General features: G+C 62.5%; 16 protein-coding genes and 5 tRNA genes. 7 read left to right on the top strand and 14 right to left on the bottom strand.

Going from position 1 to position 18565, the window contains the following annotated elements; translation table 11 throughout:
* Window positions 1–85 (bottom strand) — tRNA-Leu (locus QKW60_RS00675).
* Between the two features lie 169 nt (window positions 86–254).
* On the opposite strand from QKW60_RS00675, the gene QKW60_RS00680 reads away from it, so the two are divergent.
* Window positions 255–752, top strand: a complete 498-nt coding sequence (locus QKW60_RS00680) for a Hint domain-containing protein (RefSeq protein ID WP_282365682.1) — start codon at window positions 255–257, stop codon at window positions 750–752.
* Window positions 753–797: 45 nt separating this feature from the next.
* Here QKW60_RS00680 and ispG read toward each other — a convergent pair whose 3' ends face one another.
* From ispG to QKW60_RS00700, 4 genes are all read right to left on the bottom strand, one after another.
* The gene (gene ispG / locus QKW60_RS00685; RefSeq protein ID WP_282365684.1) at window positions 798–1919 is read right to left on the bottom strand and encodes a flavodoxin-dependent (E)-4-hydroxy-3-methylbut-2-enyl-diphosphate synthase; all 1122 of its coding nucleotides are present in this window, start codon (window positions 1917–1919) and stop codon (window positions 798–800) included.
* Between the two features lie 68 nt (window positions 1920–1987).
* A complete protein-coding gene (locus QKW60_RS00690) occupies window positions 1988–3220 on the bottom strand; it encodes a helix-turn-helix domain-containing protein (protein WP_282366838.1) in 1233 nt (410 codons plus the stop codon).
* Between the two features lie 113 nt (window positions 3221–3333).
* Entirely contained in the window at window positions 3334–4557 is a 1224-nt protein-coding gene (hemA, locus tag QKW60_RS00695) for a 5-aminolevulinate synthase (RefSeq protein WP_282365686.1), read from the bottom strand.
* Between the two features lie 373 nt (window positions 4558–4930).
* Window positions 4931–6628: an EF-hand domain-containing protein gene (locus tag QKW60_RS00700; RefSeq protein ID WP_282365687.1), complete on the bottom strand. Its 1698-nt coding sequence runs from the start codon at window positions 6626–6628 to the stop codon at window positions 4931–4933.
* Between the two features lie 219 nt (window positions 6629–6847).
* Here QKW60_RS00700 and QKW60_RS00705 point away from each other — a divergent pair, with 219 nt between their 5' ends.
* From QKW60_RS00705 to QKW60_RS00715, 3 genes are read left to right on the top strand one after another with little or no spacing between them, the layout of a single operon-like run.
* Window positions 6848–8227 (top strand): M20/M25/M40 family metallo-hydrolase, encoded by a 1380-nt coding sequence (locus tag QKW60_RS00705; protein WP_282365688.1) that lies wholly within the window; start codon window positions 6848–6850, stop codon window positions 8225–8227.
* Entirely contained in the window at window positions 8224–9090 is an 867-nt protein-coding gene (locus QKW60_RS00710; protein ID WP_282365689.1) for an alpha/beta fold hydrolase, read from the top strand. Before QKW60_RS00705 ends, QKW60_RS00710 begins: the two co-directional genes overlap by 4 nt.
* Window positions 9081–9524: a GNAT family N-acetyltransferase gene (locus QKW60_RS00715; RefSeq protein WP_282365691.1), complete on the top strand. Its 444-nt coding sequence runs from the start codon at window positions 9081–9083 to the stop codon at window positions 9522–9524. The genes QKW60_RS00710 and QKW60_RS00715 overlap by 10 nt, the downstream gene beginning before the upstream one ends.
* A 365-nt stretch (window positions 9525–9889) precedes the next feature.
* On the opposite strand, the gene QKW60_RS00720 is transcribed toward QKW60_RS00715, so the two are convergent.
* From QKW60_RS00720 to QKW60_RS00730, 3 genes are all read right to left on the bottom strand, one after another.
* A complete protein-coding gene (locus tag QKW60_RS00720) occupies window positions 9890–10114 on the bottom strand; it encodes an RND transporter (protein WP_282365693.1) in 225 nt (74 codons plus the stop codon).
* A gap of 63 nt (window positions 10115–10177) precedes the next feature.
* Window positions 10178–10254: transfer RNA gene (locus QKW60_RS00725), tRNA-Asp, on the bottom strand.
* A gap of 30 nt (window positions 10255–10284) precedes the next feature.
* Window positions 10285–10361 (bottom strand) — tRNA-Asp (locus tag QKW60_RS00730).
* Window positions 10362–10579: 218 nt separating this feature from the next.
* Between QKW60_RS00730 and QKW60_RS00735 the strand changes: the two genes are divergently transcribed.
* From QKW60_RS00735 to QKW60_RS00745, 3 genes are read left to right on the top strand one after another with little or no spacing between them, the layout of a single operon-like run.
* Window positions 10580–12142 carry a DUF4153 domain-containing protein gene (locus tag QKW60_RS00735; RefSeq protein WP_282365694.1) on the top strand — a complete coding sequence of 521 codons (1563 nt, stop codon included), beginning with the start codon at window positions 10580–10582 and terminating at the stop codon, window positions 12140–12142.
* The gene (locus tag QKW60_RS00740) at window positions 12117–12806 is read left to right on the top strand and encodes a response regulator transcription factor (protein ID WP_282365695.1); all 690 of its coding nucleotides are present in this window, start codon (window positions 12117–12119) and stop codon (window positions 12804–12806) included. The genes QKW60_RS00735 and QKW60_RS00740 overlap by 26 nt, the downstream gene beginning before the upstream one ends.
* Window positions 12791–13765 carry a sensor histidine kinase gene (locus QKW60_RS00745; protein ID WP_282365696.1) on the top strand — a complete coding sequence of 325 codons (975 nt, stop codon included), beginning with the start codon at window positions 12791–12793 and terminating at the stop codon, window positions 13763–13765. Before QKW60_RS00740 ends, QKW60_RS00745 begins: the two co-directional genes overlap by 16 nt.
* A 6-nt stretch (window positions 13766–13771) precedes the next feature.
* Here QKW60_RS00745 and QKW60_RS00750 read toward each other — a convergent pair.
* The 6 genes from QKW60_RS00750 to lon all read right to left on the bottom strand — a co-directional run bounded on the left by QKW60_RS00750 (window position 13772) and on the right by lon (window position 18251).
* Window positions 13772–13847: transfer RNA gene (locus tag QKW60_RS00750), tRNA-Val, on the bottom strand.
* A gap of 187 nt (window positions 13848–14034) precedes the next feature.
* A complete protein-coding gene (locus QKW60_RS00755; RefSeq protein ID WP_282365697.1) occupies window positions 14035–14250 on the bottom strand; it encodes a hypothetical protein in 216 nt (71 codons plus the stop codon).
* Between the two features lie 97 nt (window positions 14251–14347).
* A tRNA-Val gene (locus QKW60_RS00760) sits at window positions 14348–14422 on the bottom strand.
* A gap of 92 nt (window positions 14423–14514) precedes the next feature.
* Entirely contained in the window at window positions 14515–14979 is a 465-nt protein-coding gene (locus QKW60_RS00765; protein ID WP_282365698.1) for a hypothetical protein, read from the bottom strand.
* A 306-nt stretch (window positions 14980–15285) separates the two neighbouring features.
* Window positions 15286–15630 (bottom strand): HU family DNA-binding protein, encoded by a 345-nt coding sequence (locus tag QKW60_RS00770; protein WP_282365700.1) that lies wholly within the window; start codon window positions 15628–15630, stop codon window positions 15286–15288.
* 212 nt (window positions 15631–15842) lie between these two features.
* Window positions 15843–18251 carry an endopeptidase La gene (gene lon / locus QKW60_RS00775; RefSeq protein ID WP_282365702.1) on the bottom strand — a complete coding sequence of 803 codons (2409 nt, stop codon included), beginning with the start codon at window positions 18249–18251 and terminating at the stop codon, window positions 15843–15845.
* Window positions 18252–18565: the final 314 nt, after the last annotated feature.

The following is an 18565-nucleotide window of genomic DNA, read 5'->3' on the forward strand; positions in this document are numbered from 1 at the left end:
TGGTGCGGGTGGAGGGACTTGAACCCCCACGCCTTGCGGCGCCAGAACCTAAATCTGGTGCGTCTGCCAATTTCGCCACACCCGCGATGCCCAAAGAGGCGGGTCCAGTGGATCCGCCCCCGAAATCCGCGCCCTTCTAGCAAGTCTCGCTGGGCGATGCGAGCGGAAAAAGCGCCCCGGAAATGGCACCGGGCCAGCGCAATCTTGACATATTCCGATCCGATCATCGGTTTTGGGATAGGACGGGGAAAACCATGACACATATGGCAAGGGAACATATCGCGTCTGAACGGGCCGATGCCGTACAGGCGCCGGTTCGCGGGATTGCGGCCGGAACCGTGGTGCTGACGCTCGACGGGGCCATGCCGGTCGATTTCCTGATGCCGGGCGACCGGGTCGTGACGCGCGAAGGGATGCGCGTTCTGCGTGAGGTTCATGTGCACCGCTATTCCGGTCCCGCGATCTGTGTGAAGGCTGGCGCACTTGGACATGACCGGCCAGAGCAGGATCTGGTCCTGCCCGAGTCGACCGAGGTTTTGGTCCGTGACTGGCGGGCCGAGGCGCTCTTCGATCAGGATCAGGCGCTGGTCCCGATCGCACGGCTTGCCGATGGTGAGTTTATCGCCCCCACCACGACGCTCTCGATGCGGCTATATGAACTGCGCTTCGACAGCGAACAGGTGGTCTACGCGGAAGGTCTGGAACTGGCCTGCCCTGCCGTCGAGGCTGAGGCCCGGATCGCCGCAGAATAAGCCCGAGAGATTAGACGGGTTTTACCCCACCCCGGCTACCGGATCTTATTCGGCCGCCTCTTTGGCAGCCTCGATCTCGGCCGCGCGGGCTTCGACCAGTTCAACGATATGGTCGATCATCTTCTCGTTCGACAATTTGTGGTCCTGTTTGCCCGCCAGATAGACCATGCCCGACCCTGCCCCGCCACCGGTGAAGCCGATATCGGTCATCAGCGCCTCGCCCGGGCCGTTCACCACGCAGCCAATGATACTGAGCGACATCGGAGTCTTGATGTGCTCCAGCCGCTTCTCCAGCGCCTCGACTGTCTTGATCACGTCAAAGCCCTGCCGCGCGCAGGACGGGCAGGAGATGATCTGCACGCCGCGCGTGCGCAGGCCGAGTGATTTCAGGATTTCATATCCGACTTTCACCTCCTCAACCGGATCGGCCGAGAGGGAAACCCGGATCGTGTCGCCGATCCCGGCCCAAAGCAGATTGCCGAGCCCTACCGCCGACTTGACCGTGCCAGTCATCAGCCCGCCCGCCTCGGTGATGCCGAGATGGATGGGCGCGTCGGTCGCGTCGGCCAGTTGCTGGTAGGCGGCAGCAGCGAGGAAGACGTCAGATGCCTTGCAGGAAATCTTGAATTCGTGAAAATCGTTGTCCTGCAAGAGTTTAATGTGATCGAGCCCGCTTTCGACCATCGCATCCGGGCAAGGCTCGCCGTATTTGTCGAGCAGGTGCTTTTCGAGCGAGCCGGCATTGACGCCGATGCGGATCGAACAGCCGTAATCCTTCGCGGCCTTCACCACTTCGCGTACACGGCTGGCTGAACCAATGTTGCCCGGGTTGATGCGCAGACACGCCGCGCCCGCCTCGGCCGCCTCGATGGCGCGCTTATAGTGGAAATGGATATCGGCGACGAGCGGCACCGGGCTTTCCCGAACAATCGCGCGCAGCGCTTTCGTCGAGGCCTCGTCTGGGGTCGAAACCCGCACAATGTCGGCCCCTGCAGAAGCAGCCCGCAGCACCTGCTCCACGGTCGCCTTCACATCCGAGGTGATGGTGTTGGTCATCGTCTGGACCGTTATCGGCGCATCGCCACCCACGGGCACATTGCCGACCATGATCCGGCGCGACTTGCGGCGGTCGATGTTCCGCCAGGGACGGATCGGATTATGGGTCATCGGGGCCTCGGGTCTCGGTACGCTCGGGCTTTAGATAGAGCGCCGCACCGGAATGGGCAATTGCCGGATTACTCGGTGGCGGCTTCCGGCGCAACGACTGCGGTCGCATCTGCCACGGTCGTGAACTGCGCCAGATCGGCATCCCGGCTGACATCGGCGACCACATAGCCCGCCTTCAAAGCCTCCACCGACAATTCGACGTTTTTCGTCACGACACCGCGATCACCCGCCGGACCATAGGTCTCACCATTGACGGCGAAATAGAGCGCACCGGATTCGCCGACCCGCAGGTTCGGCGCTTCCTCAGTCTTCGGCACAGTAAACCGCTCACCCGCATCGAGGATCTTCTCAAGAATGATGGTGCCGTCGCTCGCCTGAACGCGGACCCAAGCGGGCCGGACGGCCAGCAACTCGATCGCCGGGACATCGGCCGCGACGACCTGAACCGGTGTTTCCCCAAGCGCGGGCACGTCAACAGCCGGGATCGCATCGGCCTCGGGCGTGACTTCAGCCACCAGCATCCCGACTGTACGCGGGTCGATCGCGGCAATCGGACCATCCCGGGCAACCAGAACCGGTACATCCAGCGCTTCGGGGCGGTAGAGCCGGTCAAGCGCATCGGGTGCGGGGGGCAGTGCGCCTTCCCCGGGCAGGTCCAGCAGCGCGACATCGGTCATGGCATCCTGCGTTTCGGGTGCGCCCATCGCGACACCTTCCAGCGGATCAAGCTCGGCAATCACGCCCGGCGCCTCATCAACCGGTGCAAGATTGACCTTCTGAACTTCCTGCAACACCGTCCAGCCGCCGTACCCGATGCCGCAGATCAGCGCCACAAGGACAAGGATCGACCCGATCGCACCCGGTTCGACGCCAGACATGAAGGCCTGGCCGCGCGGCACGAAACTTGCATTGGGATTGGCAAGCGGGTCGCTGTAATGCACCTGACGCGTCGGTGTCTTGCGCGGGCCCGAGGCCGCTGCCGACATGCCGTGCACGACCGTGAAGTTCGCTTCTTCGCAGAACCGCTGAAAGGCCCAGTCTCCATCCATGCCGAGATAGCGCGCATAGGACCGGACATAACCCGCGACGAAACCGGGCGTCTCAAAGGCCGAGACATCGGCGTTTTCGATCGCGGCGATATAGCTCGCCTTGATTTTCAGTTCGCGTTGAACATCGAGAAGGGATTTTGCAAGCGTCGCGCGTTCGCCGCGCATGACATCGCCGAGCCGCAGTTCGTAGTCGTCAAACCCCTTGGGTTTGTCCGCGTCCTGCGTCGAAGGAGTGGCCCTCCGCCCGATCATGCCTGCTGCCCCGTAACCTAGTATCCCCGAACGGCCGACGATTCGTCGTACCATCACTGTCCTATTGTTCAATTAATACCATAGGACAAGCGTGATTACGACTGTGGATAACCTCACGCCGTAAGGTCAGCGCGATTCAGCGCACAATGCGCCCACAGCTTGTCCATGGCGCGGACAAGGTGGTCGATGTCCTGCAGCGAGTGGACCGGCGACGGCGTGAAACGTAGCCGTTCAGTCCCACGCGGAACGGTCGGGAAATTGATCGGCTGCACGTAGATCCCGTAATGCTCCAGCAGCATGTCCGAGATCTTCTTGCAGTGGACCGGATCGCCGACATGGACCGGCACGATATGAGTGCCGTGGTCGATGATCGGCAGGCCGAGCGCACGAAGCCGCATCTTGAGGATCTTCGCGTGTTCCTGTTGCTTCTCGCGCAGTTCCGGCGCGGTCTTCAGATGCTTGACCGACGCGGCCGCCCCGGCAGCCACCGCAGGCGGCAGTGAGGTCGTGAAGATGAAGCCCGGCGCGTAGGAGCGGATCGCGTCACACATCTGCGCGGTCGAGGCGATGTAGCCGCCCATCACGCCATAGGCCTTGGCCAGCGTCGCGTTGATGATGTCGATGCGGCCCATCAGGCCCAGCTTTTCGGCAACCCCGGCGCCCCTCGGCCCGTACATGCCAACGGCATGAACCTCGTCGAGATAGGTGAGCGCGTTGAATTCCTGCGCCAGATCGCAGATCGCCTCCATCGGGCAGATATCGCCATCCATCGAATAGACCGATTCGAAGGCGATCAGCTTCGGCGCCGCCGGATCGTCGGCCTCAAGCTTGGCGCGCAGATCGGCAAGATCGTTATGCTTGAAAATGCGCTTGGCGCCGCCATTCCGGCGCACGCCCTCGATCATCGAAGCGTGGTTCAGTGCGTCGGAATAAATGATGAGACCGGGAAAGAGCTTCGGCAGCGTCGAAAGCGTCGCGTCATTCGCGATATAGGCCGACGTGAAGAGAAGCGCCGCTTCCTTGCGGTGCAAATCCGCGACCTCGGCCTCAAGCCTTTTATGATAAACGGTGGTGCCCGAGATATTGCGTGTGCCACCCGACCCGGCGCCGGTCGCATCCAGTGCCTCGTGCATCGCCTCAAGCACCACGGGGTGCTGGCCCATGCCAAGGTAATCGTTGCCGCACCAGACGGTGATGTCCTTTTGGGTGCCATCGGGCTTGTTCCATACGGCCTTGGGGAACTGGCCTTTCTGCCGCTCAATATCGATGAAAGTCCGGTAGCGACCTTCGTCATGCAGCCGTTTGATGGCTGCGTCGAGCTGAGCGTTGTAGTCCATATCCGTCTCCCCGGCTCTTCGTCTGTCACACGAGACCTAGGGCCCCTCTTCGCGTTTTTCCTTGATAAAGGTCAATAAGGATGAAGGCGAGAGTACAATTTGCCGCGCATTGGTGACGCGGTCATCTGTCGGCAAAGTGCCCATTGCAGACATTTTCCTCATGCTAAACGTTTGCCGGACGGGTGCTTGCCCGTTGGGCGGCTCAGAAAAAGTCCGTCAGATCAGTTTTTGCAGCGAACCCTGTTGAGTGGCACGCGAAGCGCACGGCCTCCAAACCGTCAGCCCGACAGGACGGGCAGCGCTCGCACGGCGCCTTCGGCTTGATTCCCGGCGCAAAACACCGCCCCAATATCGTAGGACGGCAGGCAAAGCTCTATTCAATCGACCAGTACTTTGCGCCTCGTGGCTTCGGTACGCCATCGGGCACGATCAGCCGGACACCACGCTCGGTCGTAAGTCCCGCAGGCAGCTCGATGGCACGGCGCACCACCACCGTCAGCGGAAACCGCGCATGGCTGCCACCGCCGGGCGTATCCTGCCAGACGACGCCATCCGTCCTCTCGTTCTCGGGCACGACGCGTTTGATCCCCTCGGGCACGTTCCGCGACAGAAAACCCGGAGGCGGCGCGACGAAGTCGATCTTGCCTTCCGAGGCAAGCACGATCAGACCGATTTCAAGGGGCGGCAGGTCACGCGCACGAACCGGCATGGTCGACTGAATGTCGCCAGGATCGAGCATCTGATATCCGCCAGGATCAAAGGACAGGAAGCGATCGACGATGAACTGTCCGTCGCCCATCATGACCGGCAGGGCATCATGGTCCAGCAGGCCATCCGACCCGTTTTTCAGCGTGCCGAGATCGACCTGTCCCAACCGCTTGGCAACAACGGCGCGAAGATCGTCGCGGCCCAATGCCCGACCGAATTCCGCCGCGACACCGCCGGGTTCCACGACCCTTATCCCAAGAAACCCCCTGTGGCATGGCGTATTGGCAAGATCCGCCGCGCCTCCATCCAGCGCGACCGTGTCAGCGACGCCGATGACCGCCTTGACGCGTCCGACGCCCGGCCCCGTCAGCCGCATCACCGTCGGTGAACGCATGGACGCAATAAGGTACATGTCCGTCGCACCTTCCGGAACCATGACCTCCGCCATGCGGACAACCTCGTCGTTTGGTTCCGAAAAAGCCAGGTTCGTGACCGCAGTGCCGGAATCGCCCTGAATCACCACGGCCTCGGCCGACCGGGGCACCTCCGGCAAAGTGCACCTGATCCGTCCCTCACGCGACGGATCACCTGCGCGCGCACGGGCCTTGAAAAACGCCTGACGGGCGACCCGCGCCTCTTCGGTATCAACCACATTGTCGTCATTGACGTCGATAAGTTCGAGCAACCTGCCCGCAGCCAGCCGGACCTCTGCTTCGGTGATCGTTCCGTTCCCATCAGCGTCCCAGATCGGATCCAGCGCGCCGCCCTCCGTCCTGAGTCGCGTCAGAATGCGTTCCGCGTCAACCGAAGCAACCGCCTCGTCATAGGTGACGGCATCGTCACCATCGAAATCTCGCGCGAGGAAGGCGCTGACATAATCCATGACCAGCGCCTCGCGCTGCTCATCGGTCAGTTCGATCGAGTTGCCCAGACCCTGACGACGGGCCTTCTCGTCATATCTTGTCCGGCCGACAACCATCAGCTCCGCCCGCGTTACGATACCGTCGCTGTCCAGATCGTTTTCAGCCCAAGGTTGAGCCGCACGGGCGCGTGCCTGCGCGATCTCCACACGTGCGGCCAGTTCCCGGTCAGCATCGGTGATGCCGGGCCTCCCATCAACATCGTCCTTGGCGAAATTCCTGACGAGGCCAGCGACAATCGCAGCGCGCGACGTACGCGCGCGGACATGGTCCAGAATGTCGAGGCCACGGTAAACAGTGTCGAGATCAAGCGCCCCCATTTCCGGCTCTGCGACCTGCTCGGCAGGCGACTCGCCTGGACGGATGAATTTGATCTCGGCAGCAGCCGGCGCCGCGGCGGACAAGAGCGAAACAATAGTGGTCAAAAAAAGTTTAGAAATCATGTCCCGATCCTTTCGGAGCAATTGGGCGGGAATGTGACATCTGCCAGTTGAGAACGAAAGGGAGCTTCGTCTCTCGAAGATGCGCATTCGTTTCGCGATAAGAAGGACCGAATGAGGCACATGGCGCACCAACCGGGCGCTACATCTGCCCGACGGCAACAACTGGACACCGCCAATACGCCTGATACGGTCGCGCCTGACCAATCAGGAGCCCAAAAAATGAGCCTCGACGCCGTCCTCGCCAAGATCGACGAAACCCTGCCCGAAGCGATGGAGCGGCTCTTTGGCCTTCTGCGCATTCGGTCGATCTCCACCGACCCCGCTTTCAAGGCGGAATGCGCCAAGGCTGCGGAATGGCTGGCGAACGATCTCAAATGGCTCGGCTTCGACGCTGCCGCCCGGCCGACACGGGGCCATCCGATGGTTGTCGGTCATTCGAAAGGCGACGGACCGCACCTGCTGTTTTACGGCCATTACGACGTCCAGCCTGTCGATCCGCTGAACCTCTGGCACCGCGACCCGTTCGATCCGGCCATCGAGGATACGCCGAACGGCAAGGTGATAAGGGGACGCGGAACTTCGGACGACAAGGGTCAGCTCATGACCTTTATCGAGGCCTGCCGGGCCTGGAAGGCGGTCCACGGAAAACTGCCCGGCAACCTCACGATATTTCTGGAAGGCGAGGAGGAATCAGGCTCGCCCTCTCTCATCCCCTTCATGAAGGAAAACGCTGCCGAACTGACCTCGGACCTCGCGCTGATCTGCGATACGTCGATGGTCTCGCCCGGCGTGCCCTCCATCGCCTCGCAGCTTCGCGGTATGCTGAAGGATGAGTTCACCATCATCGGACCCCGCATCGACTTGCATTCCGGCCATTACGGCGGCCCGGGGCTGAACCCTTTGCGCGAAATGGCCCGCATTGTCGCCTCATTCCACGATCCCGACACGGGCCGTGTCGCGGTCGAAGGCTTCTATGACGGCGTCCACGAAGTGCCGGACGCGCTTCTCAAGCAATGGGAGAATTGCGGCTTCGATGAAAAGGACTACCTGAATTCCGTCGGCTACACGCAGGCCCATGGCGAAAAGGGGTATTCGACGCTCGTCCAGCAATGGGCACGCCCGACGCTCGAAGTGAACGGCATGTGGGGCGGCTATCAGGGGGCCGGATCGAAGACGGTGATCCCGTCTGAGGCGCATTGCAAGATCACCTGCCGGCTTGTGGGCGATATGGACCCCGACGATCTGCGCGAAAAGATCCGGGCCCATGTCTCGGCCCGCCTCTCGGCCGATACGAAAGTGAAGTGGGACAATGACCTCGAAGGCTCCCCCGCGGCCGTGATGAACACCGACCGCGCGGAATTTGAGGCGGCACGTAAGGCGCTGTCGGACGAGTGGAACCGGGACGCTGTTTTTGTCGGCATGGGCGGCTCGATCCCCATCGCCGGGTTCTTCAAGGAGATTCTCGGCATGGATGCGATGCTGGTGGGATTTGCCAATGACGACGACGCGATCCACTCACCGAATGAGAAATACGACGTCAAAAGCTTCCACAAGGGCATCCGCAGCTGGGCGCGCATCCTCGACGCGCTGAACCGGTGACGGGTTTTGGGGACGGCACAATCGAACTCGAAGGCCAGACCATCGCCTACACAACGGGCGGTTCCGGCCCGCCGGCCCTTCTGCTACACGGCTTTCCCCAAACCCGGGCAATGTGGAACCGGATCGCCCCTGATCTCGCCCGGCACTTCACCGTCGTGACCGCCGATCTGCGCGGCTACGGCGCGTCGTCGAAACCCCGCGGGGCGGAGCACTACACGTTCCGAGCCATGGGGCACGACATGTTCGCGCTCATGTCCCAACTCGGACACAAGCGGTTCCACCTCGTCGGCCATGATCGCGGCGCGCGAACCGCATATCGCATGGCGCTGGATGATGAGGCCCGACTTCTCAGCCTCACGCTCATGGATATCGTCCCGACCCACCATCTGCTGGCGGATCTGAACCACAAGGTCGCGGCGAGCTATTATCACTGGTTCTTCCTTGCCCAGCCCGCCCCCTTCCCGGAACGGCTGATCCTGTCGGATCCGGACTATTTCTTCGAAAGCTGCCTGCTGGGCTGGGGCGGGGCACAGCTTTCCGACTTCGACCCCGACCAGCTTTCCGCCTACCGCGCGGCATGGCGCGACCCGGCGACGATCGGTGCGATGTGCGATGACTACCGCGCGGCTTTGCGGCTCGATTTCGACATGGATGCCGCCGATCTTGACCGGCAGGTAACGGTGCCGAGCCTCATCCTCTACGGTCGCGATGGCGCGATGGCGAAAGCCTATGACGTCCCGCAGAGCTGGGCCGGGCGGCTCGCGAACATGCGGCACGCCGCTGTGCCGGGCGGCCATTTCTTCATCGACACCACACCCGAGGCGACAGCCTCGGCCCTGCTGGACTTCCTCTCATGCCCCTGACACTCCGCGACGCAACCCCCGAAGACGAAACCGGCTGGCGCGGCCTCTGGGAAGCATACCTCGCTTTTTACTCGATCGACCTCGCCCCGGCCGTGACCACCGCGACCTGGGCGCGGCTGATGGATCCTGCCTCTTCCCTCAAGGCCCGCCTTGCCACGCGCGATGGTCGGATCACGGGTTTCGCTATCCACCAACATCACCCATCAAGCTGGGTGCCGGGCGACGATTGTTATCTTGAGGACCTCTTTGTCGCCGATACCGAACGCGGAAAGGGCACCGGACGGGCGCTGATCGATGACCTCATCGCACTGGCCCGCGCGAAGGGCTGGCACCGGCTCTACTGGCACACGGACGAGGGCAATGCCCGCGCCCGCGCGCTCTATGACAGTTATACGCCAAGCGACGGCCATATCCGCTACCGCCTGACGCTCTGAACCGGACCTTTCCGAGGATGCTTTAAGTCCGACTACGAAATTCGACTGGCGCCCTGGGCGCTCATTTCCGCTTGCCATGACCGGAAAACATATGGGTCCGGATTTAACCCACAGCGGACGTTACCCCATTCGCAGCTCAAGCCGGGCGGGCGGCTGCCCGTGGGGTGGCGCGGCCACCTTTCTTCAGGGCAGTTTATCGTGGCAAAGTCCCTCCGACCTCCGGCGAAGCACGCCGCCTCCAAAGCGCCAGCCCACCGGGACGGGCAGGCGCTCGCCCGGCGCCTTCGACCTGATTCCGGGCGAAAGGGAGCAACCGTCAACGTCCTGAAATCGGACCAATTTTGTTCCGCAACACCGCCCATCCGTCACGCTCCGCGGGTCAGCGCCATCCGGACGAGCTTGGCGACCACAACCAGCCAAGGCGCGGCGTGCAGCAGTAGATCAAAGATGTCGATGGGCCGGGTCAGCGTGCCCGCGGCCAGCATCTTCAGCTTTTCCCAGATATGCGGCTCCGGAACGAAGGGCGCGAGCCCCAGGGTCAGCGCCGCAAGCACCGCAATGGTCATGGGGATTCTGTCAAGAAGGTCCATCGCTGCCTCCGGTCACACGCCACCGGAATAGAACACCGAGACTTCCCGATCACTGAGGCGAAATGGCGCGGTTGACGGGGCTCGAACCCGCGACCCCCGGCGTGACAGGCCGGTACTCTAACCGACTGAGCTACAACCGCGCGTGGCACGCTCTCGGGCGATCCGGGTGGTGGCGCGGTTGACGGGGCTCGAACCCGCGACCCCCGGCGTGACAGGCCGGTACTCTAACCGACTGAGCTACAACCGCGTGTCCACCCGCCCGGATCGCCGCCCGAGCGTGGGATGCGTAATAGGCATCCCGCGCGGCCCCGTCAAGCGGACATTGGCGGGTTTTCCGCATCCCCCGGAATCGCGCCGGATTCAGAGTTCTTGCTGAATATCTGCTGAACCCGGCAGGCGAAGCTGCACGAGGCGCGACATAACCAAGGAGGCAACCAGAAACCCGGGCAGTGAAAGGAAAAACGAATGCCAGAACTTGTCTTGCGGGGGGTACCCTTGTCGCTGCAACGTGACGCCTGGTGGCTCGCAGCCGCCGATGAAGGGGAGGCCCCTGCACCGGTTGACCACCCGCAAAGGGAACACCGGACAAGCACCCGCCAAATACGAATTGTCTGGCCGGTGCTGATCGCCCTCGTAACCTTTGCCGACTGGCTCTTCTGGGGCCACGCGGCGGGTCTGTCTCTGCCCCTCTTCGCCGCCGCCTGCCTTCTGGCGATCTTCGGTCTCTCCCCCCATCCGCTCAACGCGCGCGGTCTTGCGTGGATTGGAGGAGCCTTCGTCGCCACAGCCCTGCCGGTGATCGAAACGGTGCAGGCGCTCTCGCTCCTCTTTCTCATTGGCGGCAGCCTTGCCATCGCCGCATGGCTCTTGTTGGGCGAATGGGTCACCATGCCGGACCTTCCCGCGCTGACCGCACGGCTTGCCCTGCTGCTTCCGGGCGCAGCATTGCATGAGGTCGCCGAAACCGCGTCATCCTCCACCACCTTGCCCCGCTGGCACGCCCTCGCCCGCGACTGGACGCTGCCGCTGGTCGTGGGCCTGATCTTCATCACGCTCCTGATCGCCGGTAACCCGGTTGCCGAAAGGTGGAGCATCGAGAGCGGCGACTGGCTGGCCCAAACCCTCTTCGGCAGTACCCGCCCGCTTTTCTGGGCGCTTGTCGCCCTGCCACTCTGGCCGCTCCTCAGGCAGAACACTCTGCGCGCCGGGTTAGAGCGACCGTCCCGGCGCTTATCACGGCCCGCAATCTCGCTCTCTGCCGAGGGCCGGGCGTTGTTCCACCCGGCTTCAGTCACCCGGTCGCTCATCCTCTTCAACCTGATATTCGCCGCCCAGTCGGTGATGGACCTCACCTATCTCTGGTCCGGAACAGCCCTGCCCGACGGGATGAGTTACGCCGAATACGCCCATCGCGGCGCCTATCCTCTGGTGGCGACGGCGCTTCTGGCCGGGGGCTTTGCGCTGGCCTGCCGCCCCTTCGCCGCCCACAATGCCGCCCTGCGGGCTCTGCTCCTCCTCTGGATCGGCCAGAACGTGCTTCTGGTGATCTCCTCGCTCTACCGGCTCGACCTTTATGTCGGCAGCTATGGGCTGACATATCTGCGCGCCTATGCGGCAATCTGGATGGGGCTTGTGGCGGCGGGGCTCGTGAGTGTGGTCTGGCAGATCGCCCGCACCCTGACGAACGGCTGGCTGGTCGGCATCAACGCGGGACTTCTGGCCGCCACGCTCTACGCCTCGACCTTCGTCAACTTCGCCCACGTGATTGCCACCTACAATCTCGCCCGGAACACCGACGCGATTGACTACTACTACATCTGCGATCTCGGTCCCGACGCAGCCGCCGCCCTGCGGGCAGCCGATTCGCAGATCGCGATGGACCAGTGTGCAGGCTATCCGATCGTGGAGTGGCCACAGATCGAGGGCTGGCGCGATTGGGGGTTCCGGTCCTGGCGCATCCGGCGCTACCTTGCGGCAACCGAAATGGCAGATCCGGGACCAGATGCAGGCGAAAATCCTCGTCACTGACGACGACCCGCAGATCCGCGAGGTTTTGCGGATCGCGCTCGAACGCGCGGGCTTTGCCACCGTCGCGGCGTCGGACGGACGCGCGGCGCTCGCCTCGGCGGCCACGGCCCGGCCCGACCTCATCGTCCTCGATATCGGCCTGCCGGAGATGGACGGGCTGGCGGTCTGCCGCCGCCTGCGCGCCACTTCGCAGGTGCCGATCCTGTTCCTGACAGCGCGGGATGACGAGATCGACCGCATTCTCGGCCTCGAACTCGGCGCCGACGACTACGTCACCAAACCCTTCTCGCCGCGTGAGGTCGTGGCCCGCATCCGCGCCATCCTGAAACGTGCGGGCCACGGGCCATCCGAACCCCGCCTGATGCGTCACGGCATCATCGAACTTGACCCCTCAGCCTATGATTGCCGGGTCGCGGGCGATGCTCTGAAACTGACGGCGACGGAACATGCGCTGCTCGCGCGTCTCATCCGCCGACCTGAGGAAGTCGTCACCCGCCGGCAACTGGCGGACGCGCTTTATGGAGCAAACAGCGCGGTCTCCGACCGAACCGTCGACAGCCATTTCCGCAACCTGCGCCGCAAGCTGTCTGACGCGGGCTGCGCCGATCCGTTCGAGACCCTGCACGGGATCGGCATCAGGATGGGTCCATGCGGGAAAGGATAAGCCGCAAATGGCGGCCGCCGCTGCTTCTCGTGCTTGGCGGGGCGCTGGCGGGCGTTCTGGCCTCAGGCCTCGCGGGACTACTTGCGATGCCGGTGCTCGCTCCGATCCTGGGGCCGCGCCCGGCCGCGCTCATGGTCTTCGTCGCCGTGGTGCTGGTGACCGCACTTCTGGCCTTTCTTCTGTGGCGGCTGATCCTGCGACCCGTCACGGCGCTGGCCGACCGCGCCCACAGGCTCAGGGAAGGAGAGGCAGATGCCGTCCAACCCCTGCCCCATTACGGCACGCCCGAACTGCGCGATCTGGGCGAAAGCGTGCTGGGCATGGCCTCGGCCTTGCGGAACCGCGCCACGACGATCCGATCCTATACCGATCATGTGACCCACGAATTCAAGGCACCGCTGTCCGCGATCCGCGGGGCCGCGGAACTTCTGGCGGACGCGGACCTCTCTGCCGAAGACCGGCGCCTCGTCACCGCGATCACCGGCTCCGCACAAAGGATGGACACGCTGCTTGCCGCCCTTCGAACCGTCGCCGCCGCGCGTGAACCTGCTGCCCCGGGCGAAACGACATTGGCCGCGATCCTGCCCCGCCTTCAGGCCGATCATGCAAGGCTTAGCTTCCAAACAGACGGCAACGCCCCGTCACTGCCACTGCCGGAACCAACCCTGTCAGCGGTCCTCGGCCATCTCGCCGCCAACGCGGCCCAACACGGAGCAAGAACCCTTCATCTGAACACCACAATCACGGAAGGCGGCCCGATCCTTGAGGTCGGCGACGACGGAACAGGAATCGCCGCGGGCAACCGCGCCCGCATCTTTGAACCCTTCTTCACGACGCGCCGCGAAACGGACGGCACCGGCATGGGGCTCGCCATCGCCGAAAGCCTGCTGTCCGCGCATGGTGCAGGCATAGAACTGACCGACCGCCAGCCCGGCGCATGGTTTCGGATCACGTTCTGAGGGGGATGGTGGGTCGTGACGGGCTCGAACCGCCGACATCTTCGGTGTAAACGAAGCGCTCTACCAACTGAGCTAACGACCCGTTGGGCGAGCATTTAGCCGCTCGCGCCGGATGGGGCAAGCCCCCAGTCTCTCAAGCTCGACAGAGATGCCATGCTTATGGTGACACTCCATGCCCTGCTCGTTCGTCAGGCGTGCAGACCCGTGCAGATCAGAGCCACGCGGCGACGAGAGAATGTTCGCCGCAAGCCTTTTAACAGCAGTCCGTATCAGGGCCGGACCGCCCCCCTCAACCCGATCCCGACAAGGCCGGCATTGATCAACAGGTAGGGTGAGGTACCGCCAAAGGTCGTGCTGATGGCGCGTGTCCAATCGCCAAGATGGTGAACCGGCTCAAACGCAATGAACAGCCCGGCGCCAAGCGGCAGGGCCGAGGCGAGCCAAGTCAGCGAAAACGGTTTGAAATATCTGAATTCTATCGGCACGGCGGCACTCTCCCGGCGGTTCGGAACCGGTGCCGATCTCAGCCCACGCGGCTTGATTTGCCGTTAAGCAAGCGAACGCTACAGATCAAAGAGGGAATGGTGGGTGATAACGGATTTGAACCGCTGACATCTTCGATGTGAACGAAGCGCTCTACCACTGAGCTAATCACCCGTCCGGCGCGGTTCCTAGCCGCATTCGCGCGCCTGTGCAAGAGCGTTGCGCCACTGCGCAACCGCTCAATCCACATACGAACCGATGAGAATTCAGTGAAGGTTGTTCAAGGGAGCGTAGACATGAATATCCCGCGCCATCCGACGCAAGGCATGGCCGAACGTCTCGGCGAGGGTGGCCAGTGAGGGTGCGTAGTCAGGCCGCACCATCCCCGATGCAATCCTCATCGAATCCTCGTGTGCGCCTCCGCTTGCGGTGACGATGAAATCCGCAAAAAACGACTCATCGACGCCAAGTTCGCCGCAGCCCGTCTTGTGACAGACGAGTGGCCGCTGACCATGCTGAAAACAGAGTTCACACAGCGCGCCGAAACATTCGGCCGCCTCGCGCCCGGCCTCATCGCCCAGCGTTCTGGTGAAGTCATGCGTCACCGCGTCCCGTCCGGCTGGACCATCGCACCAACGACGAAGGCACAACACGGCTCCGGCCCCGATTTCATCCAGTTCCGTAATGTATTCCAGCGGCGCAACAAGCTCCTGATGCAGATCGTTAGTCATTGCGCGGACATCCCGGCTGAGATGCGAATGATCTCACCCTGAACTATTATTGAAAGATGCGATTTCTTCCCGGCGATCATCCCGCAGCGTTCCGCGTGTTTCGCCCCCGTCACCAATACGGTCAAAAATATCAGAATTTGTCAACCGCAACCATAACGCGAACATCTGATCACTGTGACCCGTGGCGGCGAGTCCGCGGCGGCCATTCCGGGCAACTGTCGCGTTTCGGGTTATCACTGGTTCAGAATTCGAACCCTATTCGTTCGAAACCTGATGCCTGACTTATCAACTCAAACCCGAAACCCTTTAATCGTCCTGATCTTCGGATAGGCCTGACACGTGCTCCGAAGCGGCCGGTCGCTTCAGCCGGATCGTCAGGGTCTCGGCCGCGCCGACAGGCTTCCGCCGCGTGACCTTGGCATTGCCAAGAGGCGCAAGGGCAAGGCTTTCACCTCCCGACAGGCTGTCACCAAGCACTTTCAGGGTCGCCTCGACGATCAGTTTCACGTCCCGCTTTTTCGCCCCGGTGGCTTCCATGACCCTGTCAAAAAGATCCTTCCTGCGCAAAACGGCCGCATCGTCAGCACCGGTTTTCGACACAACCGATGCGTCGTCCCCTTGGCCATCCGACGGCACGCCGACGAGTGTCATAACGGGTTTCCTCGGCCGGTCTGACGCCGGTTTGCGGGACTTCTCTTTTGTGGCCATGACGTGCTGTGTCTTTCCTGAAATTTCAGTGACAATAGCGGCCTTCCGGGGGCCGCGCCATGTCCATTCTGGTCGACTCGGGAAAAGGTCGTAACCGCAACGAAAAGGGCGCGCCCGGAAAGACGCGCCCCTCAATCATGATCCTGGTCACCCGGTCAGTGCGCGGTCGCGCCCGTGCTGCCTTTCTGCTCGGCAAGTGCTGCCTTCGCCGCGGCTTCCTCGGCCTCGGCATCCCAGACGATCGGTTCCGGCGTGCGCACCAGCGCGTGTTTCAGAACTTCGCGGACGTGGGATACGGGGATGATCTTCAGCCCCTCTTTCACGTTGTCCGGAATCTCCGGCAGATCCTTGGCGTTTTCCTCCGGGATCAGCACGGTCTTCACCCCGCCACGAAGCGCGGCAAGAAGCTTCTCCTTCAGCCCGCCAATGGCCAGCACATTGCCCCTGAGCGTCACCTCACCCGTCATCGCGATGTCCTTGTGGACCGGGATCTGGGTCAGGACCGACACGATGGACGTCACCATGCCGACACCGGCGGACGGACCGTCCTTGGGCGTCGCGCCTTCGGGCACGTGGACGTGAATGTCGATCGTCTCGAAAACGGTGGGTTTCACGCCGATCTCGGGGCTGATCGCCCGAACGAAGCTGGAGGCCGCCTCGATCGATTCCTTCATCACGTCGCCAAGCTTACCGGTTGTCTTCATCCGACCCTTGCCGGGCAGTTTCAGCGCCTCGATGGACAGAAGATCACCGCCGACCGACGTCCAGGCAAGACCGGTCACGACACCGATCTGATCTTCCTTCTCGGCCAACCCATAGCGGAACTTCTTCACCCCAAGGAAATCCTCAAGGTTCGCTTCGGTGACCGCGACGGTCTCGACATCCTTCCGGACGATCTTGGTCAGCGCCTTCCGGGCCAGCTTGGAAATTTCGCGCTCAAGGTTCCGCACCCCCGCCTCGCGGGTATAGGTGCGGATCATCTCCTGCAGCGCGTCATCGCCGAGCGTGAATTCCTTCTTGCGCAGCCCATGGTTCTTGATCTGCTTCGGAATGAGGTGCTGCTTGGCGATCTCGCGCTTTTCGTCCTCGGTGTAACCGGCAAGCGAAATGATCTCCATCCGGTCCAGAAGCGGGCCGGGCATGTTGTAGGAGTTCGCGGTGGTCAGGAACATCACGTTCGACAGGTCGTATTCGACCTCCAGATAATGATCCATGAACGTGTTGTTCTGTTCCGGATCAAGCACTTCCAGCATCGCCGAGGCCGGGTCGCCTCGGAAGTCCTGCCCCATCTTGTCGATCTCATCGAGCAGGATCAGCGGGTTCGTGGTCTTGGCCTTCTTCAGCGCCTGAATGATCTTGCCGGGCATGGAGCCGATATAGGTCCGGCGGTGGCCGCGGATTTCGCTTTCATCGCGCACGCCGCCAAGCGAAATGCGGATGAACTCGCGCCCCGTCGCTTTGGCCACAGACTTGCCGAGCGAAGTCTTGCCGACGCCCGGAGGGCCGACGAGGCAGAGGATCGGGCCCTTCATCTTCACCGAACGCTGCTGCACCGCGAGATACTCGACGATGCGTTCCTTGACCTTCTCAAGCCCATAGTGATCGGCGTCCAGCACCTCCTGCGCTTTGCGCAGGTCCTTCTTGACGCGGGACTTCACGCCCCATGGCAGACTCAGCAGCCAGTCGAGGTAGTTGCGGACGACCGTGGCCTCAGCCGACATCGGCGACATCGACTTCAGCTTCTTCAGCTCCGCCTCGGCCTTGTCACGGGCCTCCTTCGAGAACTTGGTATTCTTGATCTTCTCGACCAGTTCGTTGATTTCGTTCTGGCCTTCCTCGCCATCGCCCAGCTCACGCTGAATGGCTTTCATCTGCTCATTCAGGTAATACTCGCGCTGGGTCCGCTCCATCTGCGTCTTGACGCGGGACTTGATCTTCTTCTCGACCTGCAGGACGGACATTTCGCCCTGCATCAGGCCGTAAACCTTCTCCAGCCGTTCCGCCACGTCGAGCGTTTCCAGAAGCTCCTGCTTCTGGTCCACCTCGATGCCGAGATGACCTGAGACGAGATCAGCCAGCCGCGCCGGTTCGCGCGCCTCGGCAACCGCCTGAAGCGCCTCTTCCGGCACGTTCTTCTTGATCTTCGCGTAACGCTCGAACTCCTCGGCCACCGAACGCAACAGCGCATCCACGGTGTCCTTGTCGCCCGGCAGTTCGGCCAGCGGAACGGCCGTGGCCTCGAAATAGGCGTCGTTCGACAGAAACTCGGTGATACGCACCCGGCTCTTGCCCTCGACCAGCACCTTCACGGTGCCATCGGGCAGCTTCAGAAGCTGCAGCACGTTGGCCAGCACACCGGCCTTGTAGATGCCGTCTTCGGTCGGATCGTCCTGCGTCGGGTCGATCTGCGACGACAGAAGGATCTGCTTGTCCTCGCGCATCACCTCTTCCAGCGCCCGCACCGATTTTTCGCGTCCGACAAACAGCGGCACGATCATATGCGGGAAAACCACGATATCGCGCAGCGGCAACACCGGATAGCTGGGGGCCAATTGATCAGTCATTAACACTTCCTGTTCTTCGCAAGAGGACACCGGCCCCGGTCTTCGGCGGCACCCGGCCCTCTCCGTTCCGCGCTATATCTAGTCAGAGGCGCATATGGGTTCAACCATGCCCTTCACCCGGCAAGTCTCACAATGTTGCGTCACACTGACGGGAACAAGTCAGTCAGGCAATCGCAATTGCGATCAGACCGGTATTTTCCGCCGCCTTTCGGGCGCGGACAGTAATAGGCCACGCGACGCGCAATGCAAGGCTGCCACGACGCTGACATTTGACCCGGAAACAAACGGCGGCCCCTTGCGTTATTGCAACATCG

It is taken from the genome of Albidovulum aestuarii, assembly GCF_029961185.1.
GTDB classification, from domain to species: domain Bacteria; phylum Pseudomonadota; class Alphaproteobacteria; order Rhodobacterales; family Rhodobacteraceae; genus Albidovulum; species Albidovulum aestuarii.